The 26,072-nt window shown below is 44.5% G+C and carries 22 protein-coding genes; 14 read left to right on the plus strand and 8 right to left on the minus strand.

Going from position 1 to position 26,072, the window contains the following annotated elements:
- Nucleotides 1-157 precede the first annotated feature (157 nt).
- Nucleotides 158-730, plus strand: a complete 573-nt coding sequence (locus ACVFI8_RS19460; protein WP_248711938.1) for a DUF922 domain-containing protein — start codon at nt 158-160, stop codon at nt 728-730.
- Here the strand turns inward: ACVFI8_RS19460 and mnmC are convergent.
- Nucleotides 716-2,743, minus strand: coding sequence for a bifunctional tRNA (5-methylaminomethyl-2-thiouridine)(34)-methyltransferase MnmD/FAD-dependent 5-carboxymethylaminomethyl-2-thiouridine(34) oxidoreductase MnmC (gene mnmC, locus ACVFI8_RS19465; protein ID WP_457872395.1), 2,028 nt, complete (start codon nt 2,741-2,743; stop codon nt 716-718). The two genes, ACVFI8_RS19460 and mnmC, sit on opposite strands and share 15 nt — an antisense overlap.
- Before the next feature lie 114 nt (nt 2,744-2,857).
- Here mnmC and fabB point away from each other — a divergent pair, with 114 nt between their 5' ends.
- From fabB to purF, 10 genes are all read left to right on the plus strand, one after another.
- On the plus strand, nt 2,858-4,075 hold the full coding sequence (fabB, locus tag ACVFI8_RS19470) for a beta-ketoacyl-ACP synthase I (protein ID WP_248711936.1): 1,218 nt from the start codon (nt 2,858-2,860) through the stop codon (nt 4,073-4,075).
- A 112-nt stretch (nt 4,076-4,187) separates the two neighbouring features.
- Nucleotides 4,188-5,312, plus strand: coding sequence for a 4-phosphoerythronate dehydrogenase (locus tag ACVFI8_RS19475; RefSeq protein WP_457872396.1), 1,125 nt, complete (start codon nt 4,188-4,190; stop codon nt 5,310-5,312).
- On the plus strand, nt 5,312-6,340 hold the full coding sequence (locus ACVFI8_RS19480; RefSeq protein WP_457872397.1) for an Asd/ArgC dimerization domain-containing protein: 1,029 nt from the start codon (nt 5,312-5,314) through the stop codon (nt 6,338-6,340). The genes ACVFI8_RS19475 and ACVFI8_RS19480 overlap by 1 nt, the downstream gene beginning before the upstream one ends.
- Before the next feature lie 185 nt (nt 6,341-6,525).
- Nucleotides 6,526-8,787, plus strand: a complete 2,262-nt coding sequence (locus ACVFI8_RS19485) for a FimV/HubP family polar landmark protein (RefSeq protein ID WP_457872398.1) — start codon at nt 6,526-6,528, stop codon at nt 8,785-8,787.
- Nucleotides 8,788-8,934: 147 nt separating this feature from the next.
- Nucleotides 8,935-9,723 (plus strand): tRNA pseudouridine(38-40) synthase TruA, encoded by a 789-nt coding sequence (gene truA, locus ACVFI8_RS19490; RefSeq protein WP_248711932.1) that lies wholly within the window; start codon nt 8,935-8,937, stop codon nt 9,721-9,723.
- A gap of 133 nt (nt 9,724-9,856) precedes the next feature.
- Nucleotides 9,857-10,789 carry an acetyl-CoA carboxylase, carboxyltransferase subunit beta gene (gene accD, locus ACVFI8_RS19495; protein ID WP_248711931.1) on the plus strand — a complete coding sequence of 311 codons (933 nt, stop codon included), beginning with the start codon at nt 9,857-9,859 and terminating at the stop codon, nt 10,787-10,789.
- Nucleotide 10,790: 1 nt separating this feature from the next.
- Nucleotides 10,791-12,053, plus strand: coding sequence for a bifunctional tetrahydrofolate synthase/dihydrofolate synthase (gene folC, locus ACVFI8_RS19500; RefSeq protein WP_457872400.1), 1,263 nt, complete (start codon nt 10,791-10,793; stop codon nt 12,051-12,053).
- A 13-nt stretch (nt 12,054-12,066) separates the two neighbouring features.
- Entirely contained in the window at nt 12,067-12,594 is a 528-nt protein-coding gene (locus ACVFI8_RS19505; protein WP_457872401.1) for an SPOR domain-containing protein, read from the plus strand.
- Between the two features lie 75 nt (nt 12,595-12,669).
- Nucleotides 12,670-13,161, plus strand: a complete 492-nt coding sequence (locus tag ACVFI8_RS19510) for a CvpA family protein (protein WP_248711928.1) — start codon at nt 12,670-12,672, stop codon at nt 13,159-13,161.
- Between the two features lie 14 nt (nt 13,162-13,175).
- Nucleotides 13,176-14,699, plus strand: coding sequence for an amidophosphoribosyltransferase (gene purF, locus ACVFI8_RS19515; protein WP_457872403.1), 1,524 nt, complete (start codon nt 13,176-13,178; stop codon nt 14,697-14,699).
- A gap of 73 nt (nt 14,700-14,772) precedes the next feature.
- Here purF and ACVFI8_RS19520 read toward each other — a convergent pair whose 3' ends face one another.
- The 5 genes from ACVFI8_RS19520 to ACVFI8_RS19540 form a co-directional block, all read right to left on the minus strand.
- The gene (locus ACVFI8_RS19520) at nt 14,773-15,729 is read right to left on the minus strand and encodes an alpha-L-glutamate ligase-like protein (RefSeq protein WP_457872404.1); all 957 of its coding nucleotides are present in this window, start codon (nt 15,727-15,729) and stop codon (nt 14,773-14,775) included.
- Nucleotides 15,729-17,252, minus strand: a complete 1,524-nt coding sequence (locus ACVFI8_RS19525) for an inactive transglutaminase family protein (RefSeq protein ID WP_457872405.1) — start codon at nt 17,250-17,252, stop codon at nt 15,729-15,731. Before ACVFI8_RS19525 ends, ACVFI8_RS19520 begins: the two co-directional genes overlap by 1 nt.
- Nucleotides 17,253-17,257: 5 nt before the next feature.
- Nucleotides 17,258-17,974: an ATP-dependent zinc protease family protein gene (locus tag ACVFI8_RS19530; RefSeq protein WP_457872406.1), complete on the minus strand. Its 717-nt coding sequence runs from the start codon at nt 17,972-17,974 to the stop codon at nt 17,258-17,260.
- Between the two features lie 72 nt (nt 17,975-18,046).
- The gene (gene cmoB, locus ACVFI8_RS19535; RefSeq protein ID WP_457872407.1) at nt 18,047-19,021 is read right to left on the minus strand and encodes a tRNA 5-methoxyuridine(34)/uridine 5-oxyacetic acid(34) synthase CmoB; all 975 of its coding nucleotides are present in this window, start codon (nt 19,019-19,021) and stop codon (nt 18,047-18,049) included.
- A 121-nt stretch (nt 19,022-19,142) separates the two neighbouring features.
- The gene (locus ACVFI8_RS19540; protein ID WP_457872409.1) at nt 19,143-19,856 is read right to left on the minus strand and encodes a hypothetical protein; all 714 of its coding nucleotides are present in this window, start codon (nt 19,854-19,856) and stop codon (nt 19,143-19,145) included.
- 103 nt (nt 19,857-19,959) lie between these two features.
- Between ACVFI8_RS19540 and ACVFI8_RS19545 the strand changes: the two genes are divergently transcribed.
- A complete protein-coding gene (locus ACVFI8_RS19545; protein WP_457872411.1) occupies nt 19,960-21,831 on the plus strand; it encodes a methyl-accepting chemotaxis protein in 1,872 nt (623 codons plus the stop codon).
- A 66-nt stretch (nt 21,832-21,897) separates the two neighbouring features.
- Here the strand turns inward: ACVFI8_RS19545 and chrA are convergent, their stop codons facing one another.
- The gene (gene chrA / locus ACVFI8_RS19550; RefSeq protein ID WP_457872413.1) at nt 21,898-23,061 is read right to left on the minus strand and encodes a chromate efflux transporter; all 1,164 of its coding nucleotides are present in this window, start codon (nt 23,059-23,061) and stop codon (nt 21,898-21,900) included.
- A 139-nt stretch (nt 23,062-23,200) separates the two neighbouring features.
- On the opposite strand from chrA, the gene ACVFI8_RS19555 reads away from it, so the two are divergent.
- Together ACVFI8_RS19555 and ACVFI8_RS19560 are read left to right on the plus strand one after the other, a co-directional pair.
- Nucleotides 23,201-24,652, plus strand: coding sequence for a hypothetical protein (locus ACVFI8_RS19555; RefSeq protein ID WP_457872414.1), 1,452 nt, complete (start codon nt 23,201-23,203; stop codon nt 24,650-24,652).
- A gap of 52 nt (nt 24,653-24,704) precedes the next feature.
- The gene (locus ACVFI8_RS19560) at nt 24,705-25,124 is read left to right on the plus strand and encodes an HIT family protein (RefSeq protein WP_248711918.1); all 420 of its coding nucleotides are present in this window, start codon (nt 24,705-24,707) and stop codon (nt 25,122-25,124) included.
- 72 nt (nt 25,125-25,196) lie between these two features.
- Here ACVFI8_RS19560 and cmoA read toward each other — a convergent pair whose 3' ends face one another.
- Nucleotides 25,197-25,925 carry a carboxy-S-adenosyl-L-methionine synthase CmoA gene (cmoA, locus tag ACVFI8_RS19565; RefSeq protein WP_248711917.1) on the minus strand — a complete coding sequence of 243 codons (729 nt, stop codon included), beginning with the start codon at nt 25,923-25,925 and terminating at the stop codon, nt 25,197-25,199.
- Nucleotides 25,926-26,072: the final 147 nt, after the last annotated feature.

The raw sequence follows: 26,072 nt of genomic DNA on the forward strand, positions 1-26,072 counted from the left end.
CATAAAGGTAAGTTTAGTCGAGAAGTCATTGATTATTCGTTAAAGTTCATTGCAGATTACGTTATCCGCAAACTGCGAAATCAAATTACAATTCAGTATATAATAAACCTAGCTCAAGCTAGCTGAAAACGGAAATGGATTATTCAGAGGGTCGAATGTGAAACCAGGTAAATGGACTAAACACGGAATAATGCTTGTTTGCGTGTTGTTTTCGACCATTGGCCAAGCGGCGTCAGTACAAAGTCGAATTGAGTATTATGATGTGGGTGCTCATGATATGGGCCAACTTAGGGCTCAAATAAATAATCAAGGTCCCGAAAAGCAAGGGCGCCGATACAGCATCGCAGCTGAATATAGCTTCACTTGGACAGCAAGAGTTCAAGTGAGGGATCAGCGTTGCGAAGCCTTAGAACCAGATTTAGAATTGACGGCTGATTTAATCATGCCGCGCTGGATAAGCCAAAGCAAGGCTGAGTTTGGCGCTCAGCAGTCTTGGATCTCTTACATTGCTGCCGCTCAGCAATATCACCAACAAATTACCCGCCTTATTGAGCAAAGCGCTGGCAGGTTTGTGCAGCAGACTAGGGGCTTGAATGCCCCTGAATGTGAAAAGCTGGAAGCTCTAATTAATGCCAAAGGGCGCGCTGCCTTGGCGAATGCGCAGCAAAAAATACGCACTTACCAGCGTAAAACTCGTTATGGTCGCTCACTAGGCTTAACGGTACCTTAACTCTAAGGGGCGGTTTTTGATCAATCGTCGGTTCCAAAATCGATGCGGATGTAAGCTGTCTAAGCTAGATTGTTTTAGCGGGATTGCTTCTCCGCAAAGCTGAGCTGCCAATAGTTCGGTTGCAAACGGCGCGCTGCAGATACCGCGCGAGCCAAAGCCTACGGCAATAAAGCAACGCTCATAATAGGGCGGTGTTTGCTGTTGCCATTGCTGTAAATACTGTGGGGCATAAATGTTTTCAATGTCAGGCAGTGCTCCCAACAAAGGGAAATGGTCTCTTACGGCACAACGGATCGCAACTCGGCCTGCCACTTTGGCAAAACTGAGTTGTTGATTCCAAGCTTGAGCTTGGCAGTTTTGTAAGGATTGTAGATTGTCTAACCCTTCTTGCTCATCCATTATTTTACTGACCCCATTTCTTACGTAACTAGCTCCAATACAGTGTTGTTGTTGACTTGCAGGGGTTAAGTACCCTTCATAACAGAGCACTTTTGTTAGCGCGCCTATTTTCGGGTTACTGTCTATATGGCTGACTTGTCCACGCACCGGCGTTAGCGGTAAATGCTTAGCTTGCTCGAGTTCTAGTAGCGAATGTGATTGACAGAAAACCACGTTGTCGTGTTGCTGAAGACCCTCTTTAAAGGTTAGCTCTACATGATGTTCAGTAGTATTCATAGCAACTAACTGCTGTTGATACTGGATGTCAAGTAAGCCGCTAAGGCTGGCGACCTTGAGTAAAGTATTTACAAGCTGTTTGGGGTTGACCCAACCAGCGAGAGGGTAATACAGGGCCTCATTGCTTAAGCTTACCCCCGCCAGTGAGCTGGCTTGTTTGCTGCTGACTAAGTGCACCAGTTCTACTGGGTAGGCTGCATCCAGTATGTTTTGATTTTTTTGCGCCGCTTTTTGATTGTAACTTAGCTGCAGTAAGCCACAGCGTTGCTGATCTAGCGGATAGCCTTGTTGTTCTAATTGGTCAGCAAGATGGCGGTGGTAATTAAAAGCATGTTGAAAAAACTCGCTAACATTGGGTTGGTTTGGGCTAAGAAGGGGATAAACCGCCCCTTGTTTATTGCCCGATGCCTCGGCCGCAGCGGCGCAAGCTTGATCGTATATGGTGACCTTTATACCGCGCTTAACCAGTGCATAAGCGAGGCTAGCACCGGCAATTCCAGCCCCGATAATAGCAACACTTTCACCGGGTCTTATCGCCACTCGATGATATAAACGTTGATGTAACTCTGCCGGTTGCTTCGGCCCTATAAATTGACCCACTAACATTTCGCGTTTTCGGCCAAAGCCCTTGGCTCTTTTGGCTGCAAATCCTGCGCTGATTAATCCCCTTCGAACAAAGCCTGCAGCAGTGAAAGTGGCTACACTGGCATTGGCGGCTGATAGTTTTGCCATACCGTCGAACAGTTGTTGTGACCACATGTCGGGGTTTTTACTGGGGGCAAAGCCATCAAGGAACCAGCTATCTACCAAGCCGCTTCGAGTATTTGGAACTTCAGGCATATTTTCATGCACATCACCAATCCATAGGTCGAGTGTTATAGGTAGTGGCGAGTGAAAAGTTATGCGATGACACCCGAGTGTCATAATCGCGGGATAAAATTGAATCAATTGTTTTGAATATTCCGCCAATTCGGGCCACTGTTTGAGTGCTTGGCTTAGATCTTTTAGTGCTAAGGGGTGTTTTTCAAAACTAACAAAGTGCAGTCTTTTAACTGCTGAATTGGGGTTGTCAGCTAAGTGCTGTTGGTAATGCTGCCATGTTGCAAGAAAGTTTAAGCCGGTGCCAAATCCAGTTTCAGCTATTGTGTAGCAAGGGCTTGGATGGTTTAGCCATCTTTCAGATAATTGATTTTGTTCAATAAATACATAGCGACTTTCAGCTAAACCATTATCCACTGAGAAATATACATCGTCGTAATCGGTCGCCACAGGCGTACCTTCAGGGTTCCAATGTATGGTGGCGGTTGTGGCATTATTCACATTATCCGTTGAAGACAAAATTTAACCTCGAGTTTTACTAGAAAATTTAAGCGTACACGTGTACTCTCATCCGACCAGATTAGGCTGCAAAATCGGTAACATAGCAGCAAATACAACCCGTGAGACCATCTGATGAAAAGAGCAGTTATCACCGGGCTAGGCATTATATCTAGTATCGGTAACAATAAAGAAGAAGTATTAGCATCCCTTAAAGCAGGTAAATCGGGAATTACCCATTCGCCTGAGTTTGCAGAGCTAAAACTCCGCAGCCAAGTGTGGGGTGATCTCAAAATCAACCCTGCAGAACATGTCGACCGCAAAACAATGCGCTTCATGGGTGATGCCGCGGCGTTTTCTTATCTTTCAATGCAGCAAGCTATTGACGATGCAAACCTTGCCGATGAATTAGTATCCAACGAGCGAACAGGCTTGGTGGTTGGTTCAGGTGGCGCATCGTCTAAAAACCAAGTTGAAGCTGCAGATATTTTGCGTGCAAAAGGTGTGCGTCGTGTTGGGCCTTATATGGTACCAAGAACGATGTCGAGCACTACCTCTGCGTGTTTAGCTACTCCGTTTAAAATCAAAGGTGTCAATTACTCAATTAGTAGTGCTTGTGCTACAAGCGCACACTGTATTGGCCATGCGCTTGAACTTATCCAACTGGGTAAGCAAGATGTTGTATTTGCGGGTGGTGGTGAAGAGTTGCATTGGACTTTAGCGATGGAATTTGACGCTATGGGTGCTTTGTCTACCAAGTATAACGATAACCCAGAACTTGCCTCACGTACTTATGATGCTGATCGTGATGGTTTCGTCATCTCTGGCGGCGGCGGTATGGTTGTAGTTGAAGAACTAGAGCATGCCTTAGCTCGCGGTGCTAAAATCTATGGTGAAATTGTAGGTTACGGCGCAACTTCTGACGGTTACGACATGGTGGCACCATCAGGCGAGGGCGCAGTTCGTTGTATGCGTCAAGCCATGCAGGGTTTGAAGGGTGATATCGATTATGTGAACACTCACGGTACCTCAACACCAGTGGGCGACGTTAAAGAATTGGGCGCTATTCAAGAAGTATTTGGCGGAAATAGCCCATTAATCAGTGCCACTAAAGCGATGACGGGTCATGCCTTAGGAGCTGCTGGTGTGCATGAAGCCATTTATTCATTGTTGATGATGGAAAATGATTTTGTTGCGCCAAGCATTAATATCGACAACTTAGATGAAAAAGCGGAAGGTTTAAACATTGTGGCTAACCAAGCCCAAACGGCTAAACTGGACCGCGTAATGTCTAACAGCTTTGGTTTTGGTGGCACCAATGCCACGCTGGTTATTGAACGTTTCCAAGACTAAATCAAGTTTGTTTAAAAAAAGCTGCCTTTAGGCAGCTTTTTTTTTATCGAATTTGTTACCCGTGTTAAGATTGCCGACCTTGAAATTCAGCATAGCTTTTATCACCTAGCCTATGAAAATAGTTGTAGACGAAAATATTCCCTTTGCCCAACAAATCTTAAGCCAACATGGCGATGTTATCGCTGTGGATGGCCGAACGATGTCGCCAGAACAACTGGTGGGTGCTGACGCTTTGTTAGTGCGTTCAGTGACAAAAGTGAACGCTCGGCTATTGGGTCAAGCCCAACAATTAAAGTTTGTGGGAACGGCTACCATTGGTACCGAACATATCGACCAAGCCTACCTCACCAGCCATCACATCGCTTTTGCTAGCGCGCCTGGCTGTAATGCCGTTGCAGTGGGGGAATATGTCACAACCGCATTGTTGGCGGCATCTGAACATCAGCAATCTAGTTTAGTCGGTAAAAGCATCGCCATTGTTGGTGCGGGTAATACAGGGAGCCAAGTGGCCAAGCGGGCCTCCGCTTTAGGTATGAACGTTATGTTGTACGATCCCCCTTTAGCAAAGCAGGGCTTATGTGACGGTTCTGTCAGTTTCGAGCAAGTATTAGCCGCAGATGTGATCAGTTTACATGTACCTTCAACCAAAGGTGGTGAACATGCTACCTACCATTTATTCGATAAAGCCGCTTTAGCTCAGTTGTCGGCAGAACAAATTTTGGTTAATGCTTGCCGTGGCGAAGTGATCGATAACAACGCTTTGTTAGCCTTGGCCGAGTCGGGCAAAGCACCGCTGCTGATATTAGATGTGTGGGAAGGCGAGCCGACGATAGTTAAGCCTCTGGTTCAGTATGCGTTTATCGCGACTCCACATATTGCCGGCTATAGCCTTGAAGGAAAAATGCGTGGTACCAGTATGATTTACCATGCCATGTGTCAAGCGTTGGGGCTTAACAGCAATGATATTAGCCAGCAATTGTTACCTGTGGCTGACTTCTCTGAAATAAGCCTTAATGGTGAGCTAAGTGAAGCGCAACTGACTAAACTCACTCAACTGGTATATGACATATTTGCCGACGACCGACGATTTAGGTTGTACGGTTCAAACCCTCAGGGCTTTGATAAATTAAGAAAATTTTACCCGCAACGCCGAGAATTTAAGGTGTTACAGGTGGTCAACCAACATAATCAAGCCGCTTTAAGCCAGCTTGGTTTCAACCTTCGAGAGAACAAATAATGCAACAGTTTCATCATGTCGCAATCATTGGCGCTGAGAGTGAACAAAGCCAGCAACTTTTAAGCTTGTTAGAGCAGCGCGAGTTTCCGGCAGCTCAGATATTCCCTATTAATATTGACATTGTTGAACAAGATGATGATCAAGAGGATTTAGGCGGGGGGCTAAAATGGCAAGGCGAAACCCTTGATTCAGCCGATGCAACGATGCTTAATTGGTCAGAGGTGAGTGTGGCTTGGCTACTATCAACTGAACAAGCAGCCATCGATATCGCTGAGCAGGCTCGCCAGTTGGGTTGTGTTGTGATTGACATGGTCAATGCTAATGAAAACGCGCTAAGCTGGGTTCATGCAGAGGTAAACCCAGAGCAAATTGCAGAGGGTTTAACCGAGCGTTGGTTGAATTGTCCAATTAGTCTAGCTGGCCAGTTGTCACTTCTGTTGCATATTATTCAGCAAGACGTTGAGCTAGAACGGGTTGAAGTGAACGCCATGCTAAGCGCTGCGAATAAAGGTAAGCCCGGTGTGGATGAACTTGCAGGACAGACGGCTAGATTACTTAATGGCTTGCCGGTAGAGCCCAAATTATTTAGCCAACAATTAGCGTTTAATTTGTTGCCCGAGCAAGGAGAAGAGTCTCTTCACGGAACGGGGAAATTTGAAGCCGATTTAGCAGAGCAATCTAAAGCCATGCTGCAAAGTCCTGAGTTAAACATAAATGTGAGTGCACAGCATGTGCCGGTTTTCTATGGCGATAGTTTAGCGCTGCACCTCTATGCGACATACTCCTTAGACCTTCTCAGTATTAAAGAGTGGTTAAGTAATCATCCAGCCTTTGAATTGGTTGAACAAGATATGGTTACTCCAGTGAGCAATATCGCTAACAATGACACAGTGGTATTAAGTCGACTACGTCAAAATCCAAACACTGAAAGTGGTGTTAATTTGACCTTGATGGCGAATAACCCGCTCTCTGGGGTAGTGGCAAACGCAGCCAAAATCGCAGAAACGTTAGTGAAACAATACATTTAAGCGAATTAGCGGTTTAGATTATTGGAGAGATGCCGATACTTTAGCTGAGGAAAAACGCAATAAAATGCGATCTACGTGTAAACTGTTAATAGTTTAGCTAGATCGCAATTTGTTAGCTGGTTATATTACAACAATAACAACGGATTGAAGTTATTCAGTCTAACGGAAGAACACAAGGAAAAACTATGGGGCGTAAGATTTCCCTCGTTGCGTTGTCAGCTGTTATATCGCTCACTACTCTCAACCCAGCAATTGGTCAAGAAAATGGAACCTTTTATGTGGAGCTTGTTGGGCCAGACGAAGTGGTCGGTGAGCCCGAGCAGCAGGTCTATGGGCCAGTTAGAAGTAACGACACGTTATGGGCTATTGCTAGTTTAAACAGACCTTCTCGCTCGGTTAGCGTATATCAAATGATGTATGCGATTTTGCAAAAAAATCCTCAAGCCTTTAATAACGGTAATGTAAACTCGGTTATTAATGGCAGTTATCTTACCTTACCTACACTTGATGAAGCTCAGTCGGTAAGCCATCAGATGGCCGTAGCAGCTATTGCACCGAAGAAAAAGGCGGTGGTAGCGACAACTCCCCCAGCAACAACTACTGCGACGACGGTGGTTGCTGTAGCGCCAGCTGCCACACAAGCAGTGACTAAACCTGCTGATGCTGCGGCATTAGAACAAACTCAACAAAATTTAGATACGCTTCGCGATAGGCTCGAATCGAGAATCGATGAATTAGAGCAGTTAAAACGTCAAGAGTTTGATGTGTTAAAACAGCAGATGGACGAGTCTAGCCAACAAATGGTAGGACTGGCTGAAGTCAACCATCGAATGAAAATGCGTATTCAAGAGTTAAGCGATGAACTGGCCAGTATTCGCGATGAGCTCAACGAAAACAGACGTAATCAAACCCAAATATTGCAATTATTGGAAAAACCAAAGCTAGAAGAATCTGAAATGAATAAAGATGCTTCTGGATTATCTAGTTTCTTGTCATCGCCATTGAACATTGGTTTAGCAATCTTTATCCCTCTATTGCTTATTGCCCTAGTCATTACTTTGATGTTTAGGCGTAAGGCGAAGCGTGAGCTAGAAGAGCAAGATAAAGAAATGGCAGAATCGACCCTCAATTTGATGGACGATGAAAATGATGAATTCTCACAGTTGTTTAGTGACAACCTAGAGCCTGAAGATGAACAAGCTCCAGACTTGAATGAGCAATTTGAAAATGACCAATTCGACAGTGAACCGGACCTAAGTCTTGACGAACCCCTCGCCGAAACCAACAGCTTTGAAGATGACGTCGATGATCTAGAGCCCGAGATTGAAGAAGCAAGTTTCGAAGATTTTGCCGCTATTCAAGAAGACTCAATACCTGAAATCTCATTGGATGACAGTGAGATGTCAGCATTAGATGCCTTTGAGTCCGATGATTTAGTGCCATCTTTAGATGATGCAGAACCGGCTGGTAATGAACAAGTCGAAGACGATCTTAACTCGGTGATTAGTGCCGATGATTTAGCCGCTGCATTGTCGATGGACGATGAACAAGACTTGTTTGAAGTATCCAGTAGCGATGACATTGATGATGCCGATGAGCTTTCATTTGAAGATGCTTTGAAGCAGCAACAAAACATGGAAGCTGAGTTATCAGAGGTCAGTCAACAAGAGAAATTTGACCTCGACAATATCGACTTGTCAGATTCAACAGAAGACGATGATTTTGACAGTTTATCGGCTGATGAAAGTAGCCTTGAAGACCTCACTGCAGAACTTGAAGATACCATTGAAAGTGCCTCTAGTAGTGACGAGAATGAGTCAGCAAGCTTTGATTTAGATGACGATGTCGTTGATTTATCTAGCATCGAGTTAGACGATCCGAGTGCGGTAGCTGATGATTTTGCTAGTCAGCTTGACAATGAAGAACCTACAACCGAACCCGATGTGTCTGAGCTTCATTTAACACCGAAAGATGACGACACCGCCGAGCTAGCAGAGCTTGAAAAAGCCAATGAAGACGATTCAGCCCCCGTTACTGATGACGACATTGACAGTATGTTTGCCAGTTTTGGCAGTGATGCATTTAATGAATCAGCCGAACCTAATGCATCCGATGACCTTCCTTCGCGAAGTGATATAGAAGAGCGAGAGTTTGTTGATATCGATATGTTATTAAATGAAGCCGACGAAGGGGCTAGTGATGATTCCGACCCTTACGACCAACCCAGCTTAGATGTTGAGCTTGACTCGTTCCCAGATATTTTACCTGAAGGCAAGTCTGTGGACGTTGATATGAATGCCGAGCTGGCTTCAAAATTGGATCTCGCCAGAGCCTATTTAGAGATCGACGACCAAGATGGAGCTAAAAAAATTCTCCAAGAAGTGTTGGTTAGTGACGATCAAAAACTGAAACAAGAAGCAGAGGAGTTATTAGCTCGTTTTAGTTAATTGTTATTGCTGTGGTCAAATCGTGGCCACAGCAAGCTCCTTTCACTATTTCTTTTCCTTGTAAAACGCTCACCTAAAGATAAAGCGGTGACTTTATACCGCCATTTTTTTATCATGTGCGGCAACAGACATTATTAGTGGTTTTTTATGCGCATCGCTTTAGGCATCGAATACGATGGTGCCGATTATTATGGTTGGCAACGTCAGTTAGACGTTCGCTCTATTCAGCAAGAGTTAGAGTCAAGTTTATCTATTGTGGCCAATTGCCCGATCCAGGTTCAGTGCGCAGGTAGGACCGATGCCGGTGTGCATGCTACCGGTCAAGTTGTCCACTTTGACTCGCCAGTTGAACGTAAAATGGCAGCGTGGACCTTAGGTGTAAACGCTAATCTCCCCAAAAATGTTGCAGTACGTTGGGCTCAGCCAGTGGGTGATGAATTTCATGCGCGCTTTAGTGCAACAGCACGTCGCTATCGTTATGTGATTTATAACGGCCGTTTTCGGCCTGCTATTTTAGGCCAAGGCTTGAGTTTCTATCATCAGCCTTTAGATATAGAATTGATGGAGCAAGCAGGTAAGGCCTTGTTAGGTGAGCAAGACTATACCTCATTTCGGGCTCTTCACTGCCAAAGTCACAGCCCTCGCCGTCGAATGGAGCACCTTACAGTAACGCGTTATAACGACTACGTAGTGGTCGATGTTAAAGCCAATGCTTTTCTTCATCATATGGTGCGAAATATAGTGGGCAGTTTAATTAAAATTGGCCAAGGAGATCGCCCGGTAGAATGGATAGCGGAGCTACTGGCCCTAAAAGACCGCTCTCAAGCTGCAGCAACCGCTAAAGCCGGGGGCTTGTATTTAGTGCAAGTCGATTACCCTAGCGAATTTAATTTGCCACAGTTGCCTATTGGCCCGCTATTTTTGCCAGCGAGTTAAAAAAACTGTACGAGAATTAAGGGTTAGACCAGTTTTAAGTAAAAAAGTGTGGCCAATTGTGGTTTAATTGCGGCCATTCAATGCATTCTGTTATTACGGCGTTATGAACGCCTACTGAGAAGTAAGGTTCCCGATGAGTTGGTTAGAGAAAATTCTTCCTAAAAGCAAAAGTGCTTCTGTTAAGCGACGCAATATTCCAGAAGGTGTGTGGACTAAGTGTCCATCATGTGAGCAAACCTTATACCGTGCAGAGGTCGAGCGTAATCATAATGTTTGCCCTAAGTGTGACCATCATATGCGGATTGGTGCGCGTGACCGTTTAGAAGCTTTCCTCGATCAGGATGGCCGTGAAGAGTTGGCCGGTGATTTAGAGCCGCGTGACAAACTTAAATTTAAAGATAGTAAGAAATATAAAGACCGTATCGCTGCTGCACAGCGTAATACCGGTGAAAAAGATGCCTTAGTGGTAATGAAAGGTGAATTGAAAGGTTTACCGGTTGTTGCTTGTGCCTTCGAATTCGCCTTTATGGGCGGTTCTATGGGGTCAGTTGTAGGGGCGAGATTTGTTGCTGCGGTTGATAAGTGCTTAGCCGAAGATCGTGCGCTTATTTGTTTTTCAGCAAGTGGTGGTGCGCGCATGCAAGAAGCCTTGTTTTCGTTAATGCAAATGGCTAAAACGTCTGCTGCTTTGGCTAGAATGCGCGAAAAAGGCTTACCTTATTTCTCTGTGTTAACCGATCCTACCATGGGTGGGGTGTCTGCTAGTTTTGCTATGTTGGGTGATATCAATATTGCCGAACCAAAAGCCCTCATTGGTTTTGCTGGCCCGCGTGTGATTGAGCAAACCGTGCGTGAAAAATTACCTGAAGGTTTTCAACGCAGTGAGTTTCTTTTAGAAAAAGGCGCTATCGACATCATCATTGACCGTCGCAATATGCGAGATCGAATTGCTGGCTTGGTGTCAAAAATGATGGGCATTGTTGAGGCTGAAGTAGAAGTGCTGGTAGCAACTGCGGAACCTACCGAAGATTTAGGCAAAGCGCTATCGGCTAACGAAAAAGAATAACATGCCAGAGTCAACACCTGCACAAAGCCGGTCTCTTACAGACTGGCTTTGTTATTTAGAAACTCAGCATCATAGTGCTATAGATTTAGGGCTTGAAAGAGTGGCTAAGGTAGCCAGTAGCGGGCAGTTATGTCATTCAAAGGCCACCGTCATTACCGTTGCGGGTACTAACGGCAAAGGCTCAACTTGTGCACTATTAGAACAAATACTCTTAGCCCAAGGCTATAAAGTCGGTGTTTATAGTTCTCCACATATCTTGGATTACCGAGAGCGAGTTCGTATCAATGGTCAGTTGCCAGAAGAACGCGAATTTTGTCGCTCTTTTACTGCGATTGAAGCGTTACGCGAAGATACCAGCCTAAGCTATTTTGAATTTGGCACTTTAGCCGCTATTTGGTTGTTTGCTGAATATAGTCTCGATTACGTTATTCTGGAAGTTGGCCTCGGTGGCCGCCTAGATGCGACCAATATTGTTGAACCTGACGTGAGTGTAGTGACCACCGTTGCCATCGATCATATTGACTGGTTAGGTGATGATTTAGCCCAAATAGGCAGAGAAAAAGCCGGTATCTTTCGCCAGAATGGCAAAGTGGTTATTGGTGATACAAATATCGTGTCTAGCGTACTAGAGTGCGCTCAACAACTTCGGTGTCAGCAATTGGCTGCGGGCATAGACTATAACGTTGAGTGTTTAGCTAATAGCTGGAGTTATACCAGCCAGGCATTGAGTTACCACAATTTACCTTATCCTTTATTGCCGCTCAGTAATGCGGCGACAGCAATAGCCACCTTGGAACAGCTAGGCCTTGATCTTGATATCGCATCACTTCAGCGCGCAATCAGTCAGTGGCAGTTAGCTGGGCGCTTACAAACCTTATCACAGCAACCTTTGGTTATCGCTGATGTTGCTCATAACCCTCAATCAGCAGATTATTTAGCCAAACAATTAACCCTTTTAGCCAAAGGGCGAAAGATTGTAGCGTTGTGTGCGATGCTCAATGATAAAGATATGCAGCAAACAGTGAGGCCGCTGTTATCGCTGGTTGATCATTGGTATGTCAGTGGCTTATCTGGCCCTAGAGGGGACGATGGCTCAGCATTGGCTGCCTGTTTAACGTCAGCGGCTAATGTGGTGCGGTTTGAAACCGTTGATATGGCTTATAATGCAGCATTGAGTGATCTAGATGAGCAGTCAATGTTAATTGTATTTGGTTCTTTTTTTACCGTAGCAGAAGCGATAAAATTGTCTTCAGCTCAAGCATAGCAGAGAGTATCTTTTGACTGCACAGTTTAAAAATCGTTTAGTGGGCACGATTATTTTGGTCGCATTAGGCGTGATCGTCATTCCTGATGTTCTGGACGGTAAAAAAAATCGTATCGAAGAAGAGTTTAATGCGATTCCTTTTGCGCCAAAGGTTGATTCTCTGCCTCCGCTATTAATTGACTTGCCTAGCGAACAGGGCCAAAAGGACAACTCATCTGAGTCAAATAATGGTGAAAAAGCGGCAAGCAACCAACAGCTTGAGCCCGGGGTGATACGCACTATAGACTTTGATAAACCGGCCTATATCGTGCAACTCGGTACCTTTAAGAACGCTGATAACGTCAGCCGTTTGGTGGCCAAATTGCGAGATGCAGGTTTTCAAGCCCATTCTTACCCCGAGCCTGCGGTAGAAGGGGAGTTGAACCGAGTGTTTGTTGGGCCAAATGTGTCTCAAAAAACACTTGAACAGCAGCAGGCTAAATTAAAAGAACTCACCGGGCTGAGCGGCACGATTCGCCAATTTGACCCTTTATTCAAATAAGCCGGGAAATACTTAGACGCATTTTATTTTTGTTTCTGGTAGAATTCGCAGCGTTTTTCAACAAGTAGAAAATTTATGGCTTGGGTAGACTACGTCATTATCGGCGTAATAGTATTGTCGGCATTAATCAGCTTGGTTCGAGGCTTTGTCAAAGAGGCGCTTTCTTTAGTCTCTTGGGTAGCCGCGTTCTTTGTCGCTAGTCAGTTTTATCACGATTTATCCAGTTATTTTACTCTCATCGAAAATCCCTATTATCGCAGTGGCGTAGCCATTGTTCTGCTTTTCATAGCCACCTTGGTATTAGGTGCCTTAGTTAATTATTTATTTGGTCATCTTGTTAACTCCACAGGACTCACTGGTACCGATAGGGTGCTGGGGATTTGTTTTGGAGCAATACGTGGTGCCTTAGTGGTAAGCGCATTACTGTTTGTACTGTCGTTTACTGGTTTTCCTGAGTCTTCTTGGTGGAAGGGCTCAATATTGATCCCCGAATTTACCGTGATTGTTCAGTGGTTTTTTGAGTTTTTAAAAGATTCTTCTAGTTTTTTAGATAACTACCAATCTTAATAAGGAAAAGCTTCATGTGTGGTATTGTCGGCATTGTCGGTGCTAGTCCCGTTAACCAGGCGATTTATGATGCACTAACTGTTTTACAGCATCGTGGTCAAGACGCTGCGGGTATCGTAACAATTACTGAAGGCATGTTTAAACAACGCAAAGCCAATGGATTGGTAAGAGATGTGTTTGAAGTGAAACACATGCAGCGTTTACGTGGCAACTTAGGTATTGGTCATGTTCGTTATCCAACTGCGGGCAGTTCTAGCGCTGCTGAAGCACAGCCTTTTTACGTTAATTCACCCTTTGGTTTAGCCCTAGCGCACAATGGTAATTTGACGAATGCTAAAGAACTACGCGAGCAAATGGCTAAAACGGCTCGTCGCCACATCAACACGACTTCTGACTCTGAAGTATTACTTAACGTGTTAGCTCATGAATTAGACCGTATTGTTAAAGATGAGCTGTGCGAGAAGCAAGTGTTTACCGCAATACGTGCGGTACATAAGCAAGTGCGTGGAGCGTATGCAGTGGCTGCCTTAATCATTGGTCAAGGCATGGTAGCGTTTCGCGACCCTAACGGCATTCGCCCCTTAGTATTGGGTAAAAAAGTGTGCGATGTCGATGCCAGCAAAATGGAGTACATGGTTGCTTCTGAAAGTGTTGCGTTAGACGCGGTTGGCTTTGAGTTTGTGCGCAGTGTTGCTCCTGGTGAAGCAATTTATATTACTGAAGATGGGCAATTATTCACTCAACAATGTGCTGAAAACCCAGCGCATAACCCGTGTATTTTTGAGTATGTGTATTTTGCTCGTCCTGATTCAATTATGGATAAAATTTCAGTATATGGTGCTCGCGTAAACATGGGGACCAAACTGGGTGAAAAAATTGAGCGCGAGTGGGATGATCTCGATATTGACGTGGTGATACCGATTCCTGAAACGTCTTGCGATACGGCCCTACAAATTGCTATGCACCTAGATTTACCTTACCGCCAAGGTTTCGTTAAAAACCGTTACATCGGTCGAACCTTTATTATGCCGGGGCAAACCCAGCGTCGTAAATCAGTGCGTCGTAAGCTAAACGCCATTGATGTTGAGTTTAAAGGCAAGAACGTATTGTTAGTTGATGATTCAATTGTTCGCGGCACAACCTCAGAACAAATTATTGAAATGGCGAGGGATGCGGGCGCTAAGAAAGTTTATTTTGCCTCTGCTTCACCTGAAATCCGTTTTCCTAATGTTTACGGCATCGATATGCCTTCGGCTAACGAATTAGTTGCTCATGGTAGAGAAGTCGACGAAATTTGCGAGCTGATAGGTGCGGATGGCCTAATTTTCCAAGACTTGGAAGACTTAATTGAAGCTTGTCGTCAAAGTAACCCTGAAATTCATACTTTTGAAACCTCAGTATTTAATGGTAAGTATGTGACCAATGATATTGATCAGGACTATTTGAACTACTTAGATCAACTACGAAATAATGATGCACAAGCGCTTCAAGCTCATGAAGAAGTAGCAAGTTTAGAGTTGCACAACGAAGATAGCTAAAGCCTATCATCGCTCAATAAAAAAGCACCTCATGGTGCTTTTTTTATTTGAGTTGACTGGTCTAAAACGAGGCTTAGCGAGAGAACTCTCGCTTACTGAACTCGACACGTTCGTTGGGCGTGCGTTGTATATTCAACCGTTGTTGTTCTTCAACAAGCTTTAAGCGTGGCAGAATACCTTCACCATTTGCTATCTGAATAGCCAGGCCAGGGCGGGCGTTTAGCTCTAGTAACATTGGACCATTTGAGCTGTCTAAGACCATATCAGTACCAAGGTAGCCCATGCCAGACATTTCATAGCAACTAGACGCTAGTTCAAGTAAACGCTGCCAATGTGGCACTATCAGCTCTTTTAGCGGACGGTCGGTGTCTGGGTGTTTATCAATTGGCCTATCAAACTGAACCGCGTGCAAGGCTTTACCGGTTCCAATATCGATACCTACCCCAACAGCGCCTTGGTGCAAGTTGGCCTTGCCGTCAGAAGCCGCGGTGGATAAACGCATCATCGCCATCACCGGATAGCCTTGGAACACGATCACTCGCACGTCAGGTACGCCTTCGAAGCTAAACCCATCAAAACAAGGGTCAAACTCAATGAGTGCTTCAATTACCGCTACATCAGGGCTGCCCCCCAAAGAAAACAAACCAGCCAAAATATTCGAACAATGACGTTTTACATCTTCTTCGTGAGTAGGAGCACCACTGGGCTTAAAAAACACCCCAGATTCTTGCTTAGTGATAACTAAAATACCTTTGCCACCAGAGCCCTTAGCGGGCTTGATAACGAAACCAGAGTGTTTATGCAACAACGGAATGATTGACTCAATGTCATGCTGAGTACGTACCACTCCTATCAATGCAGGAATGGTCACGTTATCACGTTGGGCAATAATTTTTGTTTTTAACTTATTATCCACTAGCGGATAAAGTTTCCGCGGGTTATACCGGCTAATGTAGCCGGTATTACGTTGATTCATGCCCATGATGCCTTTGCGGGCTAACTTAAAGGGACTGGAAAATGGATTTATCATCAGTCCTCCTTATCCGCTAAAGGCTTAAAACGACGCAATTCTAATAGGCGGTAGCCAGTGTAGTTACCTAACACTAAAATAATACCCAAAACAATGAATTGGATACCCATAAAGTTGAAGGTGAGATGGCGAACATAATCGTTATTCATCGCCATAAATGCCAGTACCGCAACAAGTAGGCTGCCTCCGCCTTGCAATACTACTTCTTTAGGGCCTTCCTCTTCCCACAATATCGACATCCTCTCAATGGTCCAAGATAAAATAATCATCGGGAAGAAAGTGATTTTTAAACCTTCGGTTAAGCCCACTTTAAAACTCATTACGCTGAAAATGGAGATAATCCCAATTACCGTAATAATCACTGCTGATATTCGCGAGACCAATAACAAGTTTAAATGAGAGAGGTAACCACGAATAACCAAGCCTACGCCGACGACGAGTATGAAACCGACTAAGCCTGTCACCAGCGAAGTTTGCATAAATGCCATTGCTATGAGCACAGGCATAAAGGTTCCAGAGGTTTTCAGGCCAATAAGCACACGAAGTAATACGACAATAAGCACCCCGATAGGGATAAGCAAAATGCCTTTAAATAGCGCTTGTTCTTCTAGAGGTAGGCTGTCAATGGAGAAGTTTAAGAAATCCGCTTCGCTAATTTTAGGGGCAACAGCTGCTTGAGCGCTTTGCTCAACAAGAAGCATAGAGAAGGTGACTTGTGAATCTTGGCCGCCAACCACTTCTAACATGCTATTGCCGTTGTATTCCCATAGCAGGGTATTATCTGGTCTACCTTGCGTACCGGTTTTTAAGTCGAAAACTTGCCAGTCATTTTCATCTTTAAATACTTGAATATATTCGGTGATACTTTGGCGACGACGGCCGTCTTCTAGTTGTAAGCCACGAACAATTCTCGCTGGTACGTTGGCGTTATTTAGTAGGTCTACTACCAGTCGATTTTTCGGTTTGTAATCGAGAATCAGCCCGGTATTTTGGTTGCTTGTTGCTGTTTCGCCGGTTAATGCTTTAATCAGCTCACGGGTAAAGCTGTAGGCATCAGCCGACACTCCTTCTGCTTGTTTCGATAAGTGATTGGCCGCCGTTAGGTAAGGTTCTGGGTATTCAACGAACGGTGTATCTGGCATTTGCGGTTGGTAAATGTCAGCGGCTTTTGGGTCGACTAGAAAATCGACCTTGTAGTACATTTCTTGATGGCCGCTCGCTTCTCGCTTGGTCCAAATCGCTCTAGGATTATCTTGGTCATTAACAAATGACAAGCCATAAGCTAAAGAAGCGGTTGATTCATGAATACGGGTATAGCCCTGTTGGGTTTGGGGTAGTGCTAATACAGTCTCAACGCTATCGCCTTTAGCATCAAATTCTACTTTGGCTTCAATCGACCAAATTTGACGTTTTTCACCGGGAAACCAAGGCACTTCAAATTGAGTGTGGCGGTACATGGTCATGCTTATTCCTATCAGCATGCACAGGGTTACGATGAAATAGAATATATTGCGGGAGCTCATTGGCATTAATCCTTAAATGTCGGCTTTGCTTGAGTAAATTTTTGGCTTATATCAACCACACTAATGTCTCTTAAGAAACTACGCCCTAATAATACTGGATAACTTAGGTGGCTGCGGTCGGTTAGAGTAAATTGAGCATTTTCCGAAATAGGTCCAAGTTTAACTAGCATGGAAACTACTGGACGCTTATCTATGGTGTTGGTTGATGCTTGCGTGACTTCCGCGGTACGTATCACCGGGCGCTCAACCATAATATCGCTATCTATAGTTTTATGACGTAAGTTAAAACGAACCCAATTTTTACCATCTCGTTCAAACTTCACAATGTTGGTCGCATTTAATGAAGAGGTCGCCGCGCCAGTATCTATGCGCGCTTGAAAAGCCTGATTTTGTCCCTGAAGGCTCACCCACTCAGACTCCCCGAGTACCGTTTTGTTGCCTAACTTATAAGCGCTTTGTTTGTTACAAGATTGTGCTGAAGACTTACTATTAACGGCTACAGGAGCAGGCACTATTGCGACTATTTTCTCTTCCAGTTGGTCAAAACGCTGTTGATTAGCGGCGAGTTGCTCTGACATCGCTTCACATTGGCTAAGCACGTTAGTTTGTTGTGCAGAAAGCTGAGAGAGTTGCTCTAGTGCTTGATCATTTTGCTGGGACGTTGGTTGATTGGCGCAAGCTGATAGCGCGAGCGAGACTGCAATAACTGAAAGCTTTTTCATAGTATAAATCCATTAGGCAAAAGTAATAATAGCGGTTGATTCGTTTTTGTTAGCATAGCGTAACAACCTTGATTAGTCTGGGTTAATTGCAATAAAAACAGCACGTTTAGGCGCGGGTAACCCCTCAACTGTGAGCGTTTTGTCGCCTGGATCAAGATAATCATCAAGAGACTCATGCGTCATCCAAGAGGTGCTACGTTGTTCTTCGGTGGACGTTACATCAACATCTACCACCCTTACATCAACAAAGCCCACTTTCTCAAGCCACAGTTTTAACGCAGCGGTGCTTGGCAGAAACCATACATTGGGCATTTTCCCATAGCGCCCTGCAGGCACGAGAACTTGATTTTCGTCACCGTCAACGACTAGCGTTTCTAGGACCAGCTCGCCGCCAGTGTGTAACTGGTCTTTTAATTGAATTAAATGGTCCATGGGTGAGCGTCGGTGGTACAGCACGCCCATTGAAAATACCGTATCAAAGGCTCTTAACTTGGGTAATTCTTGAATGCCTAATGGCAACAAATGAACCCGTTGCTCGTTATTGGCGAAGTTGCGAATGGCTTCAAATTGCATGAGAAATAGGGTGGATGGGTCGATACCTACTACAAACTCAGCGTCATCGCCGAGCATACGCCACATGTGATAACCACTGCCGCATCCTACATCTAATACGTAGCGGTGTTTTAGCGGTGAAATATGTTGACGAAGGCGTTCCCACTTCCAATCAGAGCGCCACTCGGTGTCAATGTAGATGCCATAGATGTCGAATGGGCCTTTTCGCCAGGGATGCAAATGGCGCAGCAAACTTTCAACTTTCTTTCTTTCTCCGGCCGACATATCTTCGGCTTGACCAATACTGACTTTATCTTTCAGCTCGATATGAGTGGTAGTTTGTTGAGGGAGTTTATTCAGCACTCGCTGCCAACGAGGAAAATCGCCGTGGGCATGCTCTTTCTGCCAATCGCCCAATTGGGCGGGTAGCGTGTAGAGCCAATGTTTTAAACGGTTTTTAGCGATTATTTGGTAAAAATCAGAAAAGTCTATCATCGGTTACAAGAGTTTGATATTGCTTGAGTATATAAACCTAATTGTAGCAATGTTTACTTGATATAGGGGGATTTCTTGATTGTAAACTAAGCCATTCCCCCATTTTATGCGCTTTATCGTTTTATTTTTGCAAATCTGTTTTTATCCAAGCTAAGTGTTGCTGGTTATTGCCTTGCTGAACGCCGCTATCGCAAACTGCAACACCACGAGTCGCAATAATGAGCTGTCCTGTTTGGTGAACCTGAAGATCATGTTCTTGCAGAATGAGTAAGTCTGAGCCATTTAGAGGGGCTGCACTATTTATAAAAACGATTAATGGGCTGCGCTGCTTAATATAGTCTTCTTCTAAGAATGCAGGCAGTTGTTGTTGGTTGGTGATTGAGGCTGCTGCACTAGCCCACGTTTGTTGTTTGATACGCGCTAATGCTAAAAACGGTGCTGGTGTCAGTTGGCTTTGATTAGATTGATAAGCGTTAAACCACTCAAAATACTTTTTTTCCCAATGATAGCTGAACGCCATATCACTAGGTTTAATTGTGCTTTTACTGGTTGATTTGTTTAGCAGTGCGAAATCAAAATAAGGCTGAGTTGAGTTAACTGAAGGTAAATGAGCGACTAAAATACTCTCGTCAATCAGTGCCTTGGTTATCGGTTGCAATTGTTCCATATGAGCAAAAATTTGCGAAGAAGCAATACTGATAGTAGAAGCCGAACTTGAACAGTCATCGGTCAGTAATAAACTGTAATCTAAGTGTTGGACTTGTACTGTTGCATTCACCTGTGGTGACAACAAAAAAACACTTGCTGCAAGAATAGTTCTGCTAAAGTTATTCATATATATAGACATTTTTTATTAAGCTATTTTTATGCTAACACATAATTTTGATTAACTTGTGGCCTAAACAAAAATTTAGCCAAAGAACGATATTGAAAAAGGAATGATGATGGGACGTCTATCGATTAAACAGCGGCTGATTTTTACAGTGGTGATATTGTTAGCGGTGTTAAGTGGTGTGCAGGCTTGGTTTCAAGCTCGCAGCTTGTCTGAAGAAACCCTTCAGGATATTAGCAGAGATGCCAAGCAATTGGCCTTGGCGGCAACCGATCAAGTGAGTTTATGGTTTGATTCAAAGCTGACTATTGCCAAGGCGGTGAGTGCCGACTCAAAGTCAAAGCAATTTCTTTCCCATTTAGTTCAGGCGAAAGAAAGTGGTGATTTTATCTATTTTTACTTCGGTAGTAGTGAAGGGAAAATGACCATGGACGATCCTAATGAAGTGCTTCCAGACGGTTACGACCCGCGTACACGCCCATGGTACAAAGGGGCGGAGGCCAAGGGATCTTTTGTCTCAGCTCCTTATGTCGACGCAACTTCAGGGCAGATGGTTATTTCTGTTGCGCAAAAGGTAGCTGGCGGCGTTTATGCTGGGGACCTTGGCTTAGATGTTGTGACCCAGCGTGTACTTAACCTCGCGAATGACAATGTGTATCCCGTGATCGTAGATAAAGACGGTTTGGTGGTTATTCATGCAGACAAAAATTTGGTGCTTAAAAACGTGGCTGACTTATCGGCTGATTTTAACGCTAGCTTTATAGCGCAACTTGCTCGAAATTCGCAAATCAGTGATGTCGTCGTAAGTGGAAAAGATAGTTTAGTTAATGCAACCCCAATTCGTGGTACTGATTGGTACCTATTATTTGTATACGATAAGAACCAAGCGATGGCGCCAGTGGCAGCCATGGTTAAAAGCTCGGTGTTATTCGCGCTTGTGCTATTTGCAGTAGTGGCACTGGTGTTATTTAAGGTCATTAGTTCAGTGCTTAGTCCGGTCGAGGTATTGGGTGACGCAATTAAAGGGCTATCTTCTGGCGATGGTGATTTAACCAAGCGATTGAACTTTCAACGAGACGATGAAATTGGTTCGTTAGCTGGGGGGATCGATCAGTTTATCGAGCAGCTGCATGATTTAATGAAAGATATAGCTCAAGATGCAGATAACCTGCAACAGGCGGCGGCCTTAACTAGCACTTCAACGGCTGAATCTAACATTCAAATTGAGCGCCAACAGGCAGAGGTAACTCAAGTCGCAACCGCGGTAAATGAAATGGCCGCAACCGCCAACGAAGTGGCTAACAATGCAGAGCAAACCGCCGAGGCTGCAAGAGAGTCTGCAGAATCCTGTGGTCAAGGTAAGGTGTTGATTGGTCGTAACCAGCAGCAGGTTAACAGTCTAGCTGGCCAACTAGACAGTGCGGCGGCTACGGTTCAAGAATTAGAGCGTAATACTCGAGAGATTAGTGATATATTGTCGACCATTCAAGGTATCGCAGAGCAAACCAACTTGCTTGCTTTAAACGCAGCCATTGAAGCGGCTCGAGCCGGTGAACAAGGGCGAGGCTTTGCCGTCGTTGCCGACGAAGTACGTAATCTGTCACAACGAACCCAGAGTTCGACAGAAGAAATTAAAGCGATGCTGGAGCGTTTGCAAGGGAATACTGATAGCACCGTTAAAACCATGGATGAAAGTCAGCAATTAGTAAAAATCAGCGTAGAAGAAGCAACTCGAGCAGCTGAAATGTTAGATAACATTACTAACTCCATCACCCATATTAGTGATATGGCTACCCAGATATCCAGTGCTGCTGAGCAGCAAAGAGCGGTGACTGAAGAAGTGGGGCGGAATACTCAAGGTATTCAAGATGCTTCGTTAGAATTGGCTGAGCAAGCAGCGGGTAGTTCGCAGCGGGCTACAGAACTAGATGCTATCGCGGATAAATTGCATAGAGAAGTGAGTGCTTTCAAGATTTGATATTTAATTTAAGGTGACCACCTCAGATGAGTAACAACGTAGCCTGCTTAATCGCAGGCTATTTTTTTAAGTCAACAAAGCAATACCCGCCGCCCCTAAACTAATAAGCATTATGTACAGCGGAAGCTTTAATACTCGTAATATAAAAAAGCCCATCAGGGCTAATGTAATGTCTAGGCTAGAGTGCACTGCGTTAATAAAAATCGGTTGATAAAGGGCTGCAATTAACAAGCCAACGACCGCTGCATTCACCATTTGCATTGCTGCTGAGAACTTGGCCTTTTGGGCTAAAACTTGCCAAGCATCCGCAAAAGCGAGTACCAGTAAAAAACCAGGCAGGAAAATAGCAAAGGTGGCGGTAGCCGCGTAGCTTAAAGGCGTTTGGTCTCCGATTATTGCACCTAGATAGCTGGCAATAGTAAACATTGGGCCGGGTACTGCCTGTGCTGCAGCATAAGCGGTAAGGAATTGCTCTTGGTTTATTTCGCCAGATAGCGCTTGTTGCAGGAGCGGAAGTACTACGTGCCCTCCACCAAATACCCAGCTACCCGCTTGGTAGAATTGACTAAAACTCTGCAAAATAGGGGGGGGATTTAGCAATGGCAAAACTAGCAGCAGACCAAATATCACCAGGTAAGCGAAGTTGATTGAACCTGTTTTTAACACCATCAACTCTTTATTGGGTTTTATAAGCACGAGCCGCTTGTGTAATGCTAAACCGGCGAGTGCAGCGAGCATTAGGCAGACGAGTTGGGTGCTTAACTGAGGGAACAGGAGTAGCCCTGAAGCCGTTACGAAACAAGCGCTACTAAGATAAATATTTGTGCAAAATTGGCTGAACATTAACCTAATAGCATCTACTACCACCACCAACGCGGCAATTTTTAAGCCTGCGATTAGGCCGATGATATAGGGGTGGTGATGACTGTAATTAGCCGCTAAGGCTAAGGTCAGCATTAATACGGCTGAAGGTAAAGTGAAGCCAATAAATGCAGCAACCGCACCCAACTTACCCGCTCGATGCAGGCCAATGGCAAAACCCACTTGAGATGAACCAGGGCCAGGCAAAAACTGGCTCAGAGCAACTAAATTGGCGTACTCTTGCTGGTTTAACCATTGTTTGTTGTCAACAAACTCTTGCTTGAAAAAGCTAATGTGTGCAGCAGGCCCACCGAAGCTCAGTAAACCTAAGCGAAAAAAGCTGAAAAACACGTCAAATATTGCGCTCATAGTATTATAGTCGAGTGAGAAGAACTTCGATTTTATGACGGATTTGTTACCGTTATATTGCGCCCTATAAACTAATCTCATTGGTTGACTTGAACATGTACAATACAAAACTGCTTAGTTAATCAGTCAAGGAGTGGCAGTGTACTTTATCCATGAGGCTAAAATGGTGGTAGCACTTGTTTGCCTGCTAGTTTTGCAAGCTTGTAGCGCAACTGCGCCTCAGTTAACACTCTCTTGTGAGCCTGCGCTTAAGCGTTTAGATAAGCTATTAGTCGAGAACGTTGGTACTTTGAAAGGTGAGCGTGTTGCCGCAACTGCGTGGTTGCGTTATGACCGTTTTATCTATCATTACCTAGAAAACTCGGCACTCCCGAGTGGGGCTGTTCAAGCAACGCTAATTGATTCTATGAGTGCTTTAGCGATTAGTGGTTTACAAGCAGAATGGCTAGTTTTAGAGACGAAATATGCCAAAGAGTGGCTGCAATCCAATCACGTTGTGGACGCTAAGCCGTTTATTGAACAGTGTGTTAGCCAACTTGCTAAGCAGTATAAAACTAACCCTGAACACATGGTAAGTTTATTGGCTAGTGTTCCTCCTGATGAGGATTATTCAAGCACTGCGAAGGTGTTTGGTTTGTATCCTATTAGCTCAAAAATATTTGCTAGTGCTGTAGTAAAAGAACAAACCAGTCTAAGGCATCAGTGGCAAGCAGCCAGCCGTTCGCCACTGTCTGGTTTTAGTGAACAAGAAGTCGCACTATATATCCCTGCACAAAGAAGCCGCAAGCTAGACGCTGCCGCAGTTGAGTTTAATCAGTTTGGCCAATTAAGCGCGCAGCATCAACAAACGCAATTACTCGACTGGCACGCGCCGCAATGGTTGATTGAGAACTCGCAGGCAGACAATCTTCCTGGTTCACCATATTGGCGGCAACACCAGCTGGAGGTTGACACCACACAGCCTGTAAGTTTTTCAAAAATCAGCTACGGAAGATTTAAAGGGCGCACCAGTATACAACTCAATTATGTGCTGTGGTTTAAGCAACGCCCTAAACTCTCTTCTGTCGATTGGGTGGCAGGTCGGCATGACGCCTTGGTTTTTAGGGTTCATTTGAGTCCACAGTTGGAAGTGATAGCCTACGATAGTATTCACCTTTGCGGCTGTTGGTATACGTTGATGCTGCCTAAGGAACGAGCCTATGAGGCGATTCAAGATCCCAAGCAAGAGAGCGTTTTAATGTATCGGGTTGATACGGCAGAACAAATGCGCATTAGTGTTAGCGCAGATACTCACCAAATTATTAATGTTAGGCCTGTAGTCGATGATACCCTTCTGCTTGCTAGTCAACGGGAGTATCAACTTGCTCCTTGGGGAAATTTGCTTAGTTTAGAACACGAGCAGGGCTATCAAGCCATCTATGATCCGCAAGGTTATGTTTGGGGTTCTCAGCGTTTAGAGCGCTGGTTCTTCTGGCCTATGGGGGTTAAGCAACCTGGAACCTTGCGCCGTTTTGGCGATCATGCCATTAGTTTTGTTGGAGAGCGCTATTTTGACCAAGCCCATTTGTTAGAAGATCTGGGTGTGCAATAATATGCCGATAACAGCCCGATGCTGAAACTAAAACTATCAGGGAATCAATGATATGAGTTATGACAACAACAATATATTCGCTAAGATTATTCGCGGGGAAATGAGCTGTTTAAAGGTGTACGAAGATGAACATACCCTCGCATTTATGGACATTATGCCGCAGGCCGATGGCCATACTTTAGTGCTACCTAAAGAACATGCAGAAACGATATTTGAGTTATCAGACGATGCAGCTGCAGCAGTGATTAAAACTGTGAAAAAAGTCGCGGCAGCGGTAAAACAAGCTATGGGCGCTGAAGGCATTAGTTTGGTGCAGTTTAATGGTGCGGCGGCAGGGCAAACCGTCCCTCATTTACATTTTCATATCATACCGGGCTCACTGGCTGAGGCCCGAAGCCATGCTCGCAATATGGTTGATAGTGAAAGCTTACAGCCTTTTGCCGATAAAATTGTCGCTATTTTAGCCCAGTAAATGCCCCTGAGACAAAAAATCGAGCTACGAGATTGTTTTAGTAGCTCGTATTTAGCGCTTGCTTGGTAAAGATTACTTAATTGCGACTAAAGAACCAAAGTTAAAGCACTGAAACCATAACTCGCTATCACTAAAACCAGCTTCTTTAAATCGTTGTTTATGCTCTTCAATGGTATCAGGAACTAACACATTATCTAAAGAACTGCGTTTTTGGCTTATTTCCAATTCACTGTAGCCGTTGGCCCGTTTGAAATCTAAGTGCAATTCGCTAATTAAATCTTGAATGGCCAGCGCTGAAAAATGAAATTTCTCGCTGACTACCAATAAGCCGCCTTTCACCATACCCGCATGAATTTTTCTCAGTAAGCTTAGGCGTTGGTCCTTTGGAATAAACTGTAAGGTGAAATTTAGTACAACCACAGACGCGTTCGTTATCTCTACATCGCAAATATCATCACAAATAACCGTTACAGGTGTAGAGGCTCTAAACGCTTCTAAGTGCTTTTGGCAACGTTCAACCATGGCTGGCGAGTTATCAACTGCCACAATTTCAACGTTCTCAAGCTTAACGGCTCGGCGCATAGCTAAGCTGGCAGCCCCAAGAGAACAACCTAAATCGTATAAGGTGGTATTAGCTTGATGAAACTGCTCTGTAAGATGGCCAATCGTAGAAATAATATTGCTATAGCCCGGCACTGAACGTTGGATCATATCTGGGAATACTTCTGCGACTTGATCATCGAAACGAAATTCACCTAGCTGGGTGATAGGTTGAGAAAATAATTTGTCTTTGCCTTGCATGGGGGCTCTCGTGCGGAAATTGATAGAATTGAGCGGGTAATGTGACCCTAAAGGCTATTGTAACTAGCCAAACCTAACTTGTCTTCGGCAATTTTACCCTTAAGGGCAGATTTATTGCTGTATCACTATTCTTATTTGTGGTCGCTT

The organism is Agarivorans sp. MS3-6 (assembly GCF_054112545.1).

Bases quoted from the DNA above. Each gene is read 5' to 3' on its own strand.
- fabB (WP_248711936.1), top strand. From the start codon at position 2,858: ATGAAAAGAGCAGTTATCACCGGGCTAGGCATTATATCTAGTATCGGT.
- ACVFI8_RS19475 (WP_457872396.1), top strand. From the start codon at position 4,188: ATGAAAATAGTTGTAGACGAAAATATTCCCTTTGCCCAACAAATCTTA.
- ACVFI8_RS19480 (WP_457872397.1), top strand. From the start codon at position 5,312: ATGCAACAGTTTCATCATGTCGCAATCATTGGCGCTGAGAGTGAACAA.
- ACVFI8_RS19485 (WP_457872398.1), top strand. From the start codon at position 6,526: ATGGGGCGTAAGATTTCCCTCGTTGCGTTGTCAGCTGTTATATCGCTC.
- truA (WP_248711932.1), top strand. From the start codon at position 8,935: ATGCGCATCGCTTTAGGCATCGAATACGATGGTGCCGATTATTATGGT.
- accD (WP_248711931.1), top strand. From the start codon at position 9,857: ATGAGTTGGTTAGAGAAAATTCTTCCTAAAAGCAAAAGTGCTTCTGTT.
- folC (WP_457872400.1), top strand. From the start codon at position 10,791: ATGCCAGAGTCAACACCTGCACAAAGCCGGTCTCTTACAGACTGGCTT.
- ACVFI8_RS19510 (WP_248711928.1), top strand. From the start codon at position 12,670: ATGGCTTGGGTAGACTACGTCATTATCGGCGTAATAGTATTGTCGGCA.
- purF (WP_457872403.1), top strand. From the start codon at position 13,176: ATGTGTGGTATTGTCGGCATTGTCGGTGCTAGTCCCGTTAACCAGGCG.
- ACVFI8_RS19520 (WP_457872404.1), bottom strand. From the start codon at position 15,729: ATGATAAATCCATTTTCCAGTCCCTTTAAGTTAGCCCGCAAAGGCATC.
- ACVFI8_RS19525 (WP_457872405.1), bottom strand. From the start codon at position 17,252: ATGAGCTCCCGCAATATATTCTATTTCATCGTAACCCTGTGCATGCTG.
- ACVFI8_RS19530 (WP_457872406.1), bottom strand. From the start codon at position 17,974: ATGAAAAAGCTTTCAGTTATTGCAGTCTCGCTCGCGCTATCAGCTTGC.
- cmoB (WP_457872407.1), bottom strand. From the start codon at position 19,021: ATGATAGACTTTTCTGATTTTTACCAAATAATCGCTAAAAACCGTTTA.
- ACVFI8_RS19540 (WP_457872409.1), bottom strand. From the start codon at position 19,856: ATGAATAACTTTAGCAGAACTATTCTTGCAGCAAGTGTTTTTTTGTTG.
- ACVFI8_RS19545 (WP_457872411.1), top strand. From the start codon at position 19,960: ATGATGATGGGACGTCTATCGATTAAACAGCGGCTGATTTTTACAGTG.
- chrA (WP_457872413.1), bottom strand. From the start codon at position 23,061: ATGAGCGCAATATTTGACGTGTTTTTCAGCTTTTTTCGCTTAGGTTTA.
- ACVFI8_RS19560 (WP_248711918.1), top strand. From the start codon at position 24,705: ATGAGTTATGACAACAACAATATATTCGCTAAGATTATTCGCGGGGAA.
- cmoA (WP_248711917.1), bottom strand. From the start codon at position 25,925: ATGCAAGGCAAAGACAAATTATTTTCTCAACCTATCACCCAGCTAGGT.